The organism is Gammaproteobacteria bacterium (genome assembly GCA_013214945.1).
In the GTDB taxonomy this organism is placed as follows: Bacteria; Pseudomonadota; Gammaproteobacteria; order Enterobacterales; family Psychrobiaceae; genus Psychrobium.
In genome coordinates, this window is sequence record JABSRT010000005.1 from 246,854 (window position 1) to 253,006 (window position 6,153).

Consider the following 6,153-nt stretch of genomic DNA (forward strand, 5'->3'; position numbering starts at 1 on the left):
ATTAAGGATATTATTGCTCTACTGTCACCCTAACTCGACTCCGTTGCGGATATTGACTACAATATAGTTTCCTCAAAAAAATTAACGACATATCTATGGAATTACATCTTGTTATTTTGGCCGCTGGTAAGGGCACTCGAATGCGTTCATCTTTGCCAAAGGTTCTGCACCATATTGCCGAAAAACCTATGGTTGAGCATGTTATTGACGCAACCGCTGGCTTGGACGTCGCTAGTACGCAATTAGTTTATGGCCATGGCGGTGATCTTATTCAGCAAACGCTAGCACATCGTGATGTCAGCTGGGTTTTGCAAGCAGAGCAATTAGGTACCGGTCACGCAGTTGCCCAAGCGATGCCAATGTTACCTGACAGCGGTAAAGTGCTAATTTTGTATGGTGATGTCCCTTTAATTAGTACTGAGACGCTACAGCGTTTAATCGCTGTTCAACCACTAGGTGGTATCGGTTTACTGACTGTTGCATTGCCTGATCCTACCGGTTACGGTCGCATTGTACGTACCGACGGCGAGATCGTTGGCATTGTCGAGCAAAAAGATGCTACACCACAGCAGTTAAGTATTAGCGAAGTTAATACGGGTATTTTGGTCGCAGACGCTGTTGATTTGAAACATTGGCTGGCTAATTTAGGCAATGATAATGCGCAGCAAGAATATTATCTGACAGATATTATTGCGATGGCTCATCAACAGGGTAAGCAGATTATTGCAGCTCATCCCGCTTCAACCGTTGAAGTAGAGGGCGTTAACAATAAAATGCAATTAGCTCAGCTCGAACGGGCTTATCAATTGCAGCAAGCGCAAGCATTAATGATTGCCGGTGCAACATTGCGTGATCCGGCCAGAATCGATATTCGTGGTGAAATCATTATTGGTCAAGACGTTGAGATAGATGTTAACTTTATTGCCCAAGGTAAAGTTACTCTGGGTGATAATGTCGTGATTGGCGCTAATTGTATTCTTAAAAATTGTACCGTTGCGGCTAACTCTGAAATAAAACCAAACTCAATTATTGAAGATTCAATTATTGGTAGCGGCTGTTCTGTCGGGCCGTTTGCTCGGTTGCGCCCAGGTACTCAAATGAGTGATGATTCGCATGTTGGCAATTTTGTTGAGATGAAAAAGGTCAAACTTGGTAAGGGCTCAAAAGCAGGGCATTTAGCTTATCTCGGCGATTCAATTATCGGTGTTAACGTAAATATAGGTGCTGGTACTATTACGTGTAATTATGATGGCGCTAATAAACACCTGACTGAAATCGGTGATAATGCCTTTATTGGTTCTGATACCCAGCTGGTTGCCCCAGTCAAAATAGGTGCTGGTGCTACTATCGGCGCTGGCGCGACGATTACTAGCGAAGTGGCTGATAATGAGCTGGTGATAACACGCGTTAAACAACGTCATATAAAAAATTGGGTTCGTCCCCAGAAGAAAAAATAATAAGGAACATTAAATATGTGTGGAATTGTTGGCGCTGTGGCGCAACGTGATGTTAGTGAAATTCTGTTACAAGGCTTACAAAGATTAGAATATCGCGGCTACGACTCAGCTGGATTAGCAGTATTATCTGGGCCTAACCAGTTTGAGCGTGTTCGCAGCGTTGGTAAGGTACAAAGTTTAGTTGATAAAGTAAAAGGGCATAATGTTAGTGGCGGTACCGGCATTGCGCATACTCGTTGGGCCACTCATGGTGGGGTTACCGAAGCAAATGCTCACCCGCATGCTTCCGGTAATGATTTAATCATTGTGCATAACGGCATAATTGAAAATCATCATGAATTACGTACCGAGCTAAAAGCCAAAGGTTATGTCTTTACATCTGATACCGACACTGAGGTGTTGGCTCACTTAATTGCTGAAAATAACAAAACCGCTGACAGTTTGTTAGCCGCGGTACAGCTGACCACTAAGATGGTCCGTGGTGCTTACGGTACGGTTATTATGGATTGTAATGATCCTGAGCGCTTGGTCGTTGCGCGATCTGGCAGTCCGTTAGTGATTGGCTTAGGCATTGGTGAAAACTTTATTGCTTCAGACCTACGCGCCTTGTTGCCAGTAACACATAACTTCATGTATCTAGAAGAAGGCGATGTTGCTGAAATCACTCGTTTTGAAATTAATGTTTTAGACAGCGATGGCAATGCGGTTGAGCGTGTAGCTAAAGTGACAGACATTTCTGTTGAGTCCGATGGTAAAGGCGAATATCGCCATTACATGCTTAAAGAAATTTATGAGCAGCCACAAAGTGTCCGAAATACTTTGGCGGGTCGTCTGGTCGATGGTGTCGTGGTTGAAGATACTTTTGGTGCCGGATCTTCAAAAGTGTTTGATGACGTTGAACATGTTCAAATTATTGCCTGTGGCACCAGTTACCATGCGGCAATGGTTGCTCGCTATTGGTTGGAAGATCTTGCGGGTATTTCGTGTAATGTCGAAATAGCCTCTGAATTTAGATACCGCCGTTCATTTGTCCACACTAATAGCTTGTTAGTGACTATTTCTCAGTCGGGTGAAACCGCCGATACACTGGCAGCATTACGCTTAGCACAAGAGCTAGGTTATATGTCTTCGCTGGTCTTGTGTAATGTTGACGGATCATCATTAGTACGTGAATCTGATTTAGCCTTTATGACTAAAGCGGGTACTGAAATAGGCGTAGCTTCAACGAAAGCATTTACCACTCAGCTAGTTGGATTGCTAATGATGGTGTTAGCTATTGGCCAAAAGCGTGGAATGAGCAGTGAAAAACAGCAGGCTATTGTTGCAGCCCTTAACTCATTGCCAGCTAAGCTTGAAGAAAGCTTATCGTTAAGCGGCTCAATTGAAGCATTAGCGCCAGAGTTTGCTGATAAGCAGCATTCGTTATTTCTTGGTCGTGGCGATCAATACCCAATAGCGATGGAAGGCGCGCTTAAGCTCAAAGAGATTTCATATATTCATGCCGAAGCTTATGCAGCCGGCGAGTTAAAGCACGGTCCATTAGCCTTGATCGATGCTGACATGCCGATTATTGTCGTTGCGCCGAACAATGAGTTACTCGAGAAGCTGCAATCAAATGTTGAAGAAGTTCGTGCTCGCGGTGGCATTCTTTATGTCTTTGCCGACAGTGCAAGCCAGTTTGCTGGTGATGAAACGATGCGGGTGATTGATGTACCAGCAGTCGATGAAATCGTGGCGCCAATTTTGTATACCATTCCATTACAATTACTCTCGTACTATGTCGCTATAATCAAAGGTACTGATGTCGATCAGCCAAGAAACTTAGCTAAATCTGTTACCGTAGAATAAGCTAACTTCAACCAGAGTAAGCCATCAGGATTGGCTTGCTCTGGTTGAAATATTTAGGCCTTTACGTCGGTGTTAATTTTATCGGCTAAATCGAGGCGCTGAACTAAGCGAGCTTGCCACTACCCCCCCGTTATATTCTGCCTTCTTTATTATTAGACATTACTAGTGAACTTGGTGCTTATTATAGGTAATCATTTAATAAATTCGCTCAACCTTACTCTTCTAAATAACAATGATAATCACTTCAGTTTTGTGGCGTGTTTTTTTATTCGTTTCCCCTAATATTCCTGCCTTATATGCTGCACTGTGGCATAATTTTGTTAGTTAGATAATTCAAATCAATTAATCCCGCTAGTTTTAGACCATAATTGCCACGTGAGTAATTTCAGTTAATTGATAATGATAATTTAGGATAGTTTCGATGAATGACAGAATCGACGTTAAAATTGTTGAACCAGATAAGATCAGCCCTCAGCGTAATAAAAAGCCAGCACAGCCTAAACAGGTTGGTACAAAAATCTATGTCAGAGCCGTTAAAGGTTTTTTTTCTACCATCCGTCAGCGCCTAAACTGGATCTTAATGTTGGGTTTCTTCATGCTGCCATGGCTTCAATATAACGGTCGCCAAGCAGTGTTGTTTGATTTGGCGGAACAGAAATTTCAAATATTTGGTTTAATCATTTGGCCGCAAGACTTAGTGTTATTGGCGGTACTTTTGATGATAGCGGCTTTCGCGTTATTTTTGATTACTACATTTATTGGCAGGGTATGGTGTGGCTTTACGTGCCCCCAAACAATTTGGACATTTATCTTTATCTGGTTTGAGGAAAAAATTGAAGGCTCAGCTAATAAACGTAAAAAGTTAGATCAACAATCCTGGACGCTGGAAAAACTGTGGAAGAAATCGCTTAAGCACGGGGTATGGTTGGTACTTTCATTTATAACCGCGTTAACCTTCCTTGCATTCTTTGTGCCTGCCCAAGAGGTCTTTGTTAGCTTCTTAACATTTCAGGCTGGCGGGGTAATAAGTTTTTGGGTTTGTTTCTTTGCATTTTGTACCTATGGTAATGCAGGGTGGATGCGAGAGATTATGTGCTTGCATATGTGCCCTTATGCCCGATTTCAATCGGCTATGTTCGATAAAGATACCTTTACTGTGGCATACGATGCGACAAGAGGGGAATCAAGAGGGCCGCGTCCACGTAAAAAAGATCCCAAGCAACTTGGTTTAGGAGACTGTATTGATTGCAACCTTTGTGTTCAGGTGTGCCCAACCGGTATTGATATCCGTGACGGTTTACAATATGAATGCATAAACTGTGGTGCCTGTGTTGATGCATGTGATGATGTGATGACCAAAATGGGTTATGAGAAAAAACTGATAAGTTACACGACCGAGCAGCAACTAGAAGGAACCAAGACTCATATTGTTAGGCCTAAGCTAATAGGCTATGCAGTGGCGCTCGTTATTATGTGCATTGCATTTACTTATGCCTTATTTACTATAGATCCCGCTAAGCTGGATATAATACGAGATCGTGGGCAGCTATACCGTATTAGTGCCGATGGTTTGGTTGAAAATGTATATACCTTAAAGCTGTTAAATAAAACTGAGCAATCGCTAACATACAACCTAAGTTTAACTGGGCTGGAAGAATACCTATGGCAAGGGCCACAGACAATAACCGTACATGCCGGCGAGATTTATACCTTACCTATTAGTATTGCGGTAGATCCTTATTTATTAAAGCGCAATGTCAGTGACATCCAGTTTGTTATCGACGCGAAACTAAGTAATGGTGAGGGAATTCATTTAGAGGAAACAAGTCGCTTTTTTAATGAAATATAACGTCAGGTATTACTGAACGACGAAAAACCAGCTTAATTAGCTGGTTTTTTCGTTTTTCTGTTTGAAATACACCCTGTTGGTTGGTTTTTTGAACGGTCGGTTGTTATTGTTTAAAAAGGGGTTGCATGCAGCTCATAACTCCCTATAATGCGCAACCACTGAGACGGGGCAACAAGCTAACAAGCGAGTTACCAAGCGGCTTAGAGAATGAAATAACGATTTGTGACTTTCTTTTGAAATGAATAAATTTAGTTGTTGACTTCGAAATTGGATGTCGTATTATACGCATCCCAACGCAACGAACCACAGGGTTTGAAGCGCTACTCGCACCACAAGGTGTTTGAGTTAAAACGTTCTTTAACAATTAGTATTCAAATAAACTGTGTGGGCATTTGACGTAAGTATCGAAAAATACTTATTGAATATGTTCACACTAGAACTAGAAATAGTTCAAGTTATGAAAAGCGTAACACTACGATTGATTTTCGAATTAAGAGTAGAGGTTAAGCTAGTATTCATTGAGTCGTTCTAACGAACGTAAAAATCAAATTTAATTGAAGAGTTTGATCATGGCTCAGATTGAACGCTGGCGGCAGGCCTAACACATGCAAGTCGAGCGGTAACAGAGAGTAGCTTGCTACTCTGCTGACGAGCGGCGGACGGGTGAGTAATGCTTGGGAAACTGCCCAGTCGTGGGGGACAACTATTGGAAACGATAGCTAATACCGCATACGCCCTGAGGGGGAAAGAAGGGGACTCTTCGGAGCCTTTCGCGATTGGATGTGCCCAAGTGGGATTAGCTAGTTGGTGAGGTAAAGGCTCACCAAGGCAACGATCCCTAGCTGGTTTGAGAGGATGATCAGCCACACTGGAACTGAGACACGGTCCAGACTCCTACGGGAGGCAGCAGTGGGGAATATTGCACAATGGACGAAAGTCTGATGCAGCCATGCCGCGTGTATGAAGAAGGCCTTCGGGTTGTAAAGTACTTTCAGCGAG

Annotated in this window: 3 protein-coding genes and 1 rRNA gene; all 4 read left to right on the forward strand. The window is 42.7% G+C overall.

Going from position 1 to position 6,153, the window contains the following annotated elements:
* Positions 1-95: 95 nt before the first annotated feature.
* Positions 96-1,457, forward strand: coding sequence for a bifunctional UDP-N-acetylglucosamine diphosphorylase/glucosamine-1-phosphate N-acetyltransferase GlmU (gene glmU, locus HRU23_05465; GenBank protein ID NRA53574.1), 1,362 nt, complete (start codon positions 96-98; stop codon positions 1,455-1,457).
* A gap of 15 nt (positions 1,458-1,472) precedes the next feature.
* Positions 1,473-3,305 (forward strand): glutamine--fructose-6-phosphate transaminase (isomerizing), encoded by a 1,833-nt coding sequence (glmS, locus tag HRU23_05470; GenBank protein NRA53575.1) that lies wholly within the window; start codon positions 1,473-1,475, stop codon positions 3,303-3,305.
* A gap of 421 nt (positions 3,306-3,726) precedes the next feature.
* Positions 3,727-5,154, forward strand: coding sequence for a cytochrome c oxidase accessory protein CcoG (ccoG, locus tag HRU23_05475; protein ID NRA53576.1), 1,428 nt, complete (start codon positions 3,727-3,729; stop codon positions 5,152-5,154).
* 550 nt (positions 5,155-5,704) lie between these two features.
* Positions 5,705-6,153, forward strand: a 16S ribosomal RNA gene (locus HRU23_05480); the annotation flags it as partial.

What these genes read in the sequence shown, in the direction of transcription:
- glmU (NRA53574.1), top strand. Translation starts at nt 96, where the DNA reads ATGGAATTACATCTTGTTATTTTGGCCGCTGGTAAGGGCACTCGAATG.
- glmS (NRA53575.1), top strand. Translation starts at nt 1,473, where the DNA reads ATGTGTGGAATTGTTGGCGCTGTGGCGCAACGTGATGTTAGTGAAATT.
- ccoG (NRA53576.1), top strand. Translation starts at nt 3,727, where the DNA reads ATGAATGACAGAATCGACGTTAAAATTGTTGAACCAGATAAGATCAGC.